1 protein-coding gene is annotated in these 277 nt (G+C 48.0%); it reads left to right on the top strand.

Annotated features, from left to right (window positions below):
* Positions 1 to 277, top strand: a 277-nt coding sequence (locus tag HMPREF3052_RS10265) for an IS1595 family transposase (protein WP_141756643.1), incomplete at both ends; no start/stop codon positions are given.

The raw sequence follows: 277 nt of genomic DNA, 5'->3' as shown, positions 1-277 counted from the left end.
GAAACGCAACGGACGGGTCTATACCGTTGTCGCAGATAATGCCAAGTCTGATACTTTGATGCCTGCTATCAAACAGAAAATCATGCCGGACAGCATTGTTTACACGGATAGCCTGAGCAGCTATGACAAGCCGGGCGTAAGCGGTTTTATCCATCACCGCATCAACCACTCCAAGGAATTTGCAGACCGCCGGAACCACATTAACGGCATTGGGAATTTTTGGAATCAGGCAAAACGCGTCTTGCGCAAATACAACGGAATCGATCGCAAATCTTTC

The organism is Neisseria sp. HMSC056A03, assembly GCF_001815685.1.
GTDB lineage: Bacteria > Pseudomonadota > Gammaproteobacteria > Burkholderiales > Neisseriaceae > Neisseria > Neisseria subflava.
Note: the sequence above shows the minus strand (reverse complement) of the source record. Positions and strands in the feature narration are given on the sequence as shown.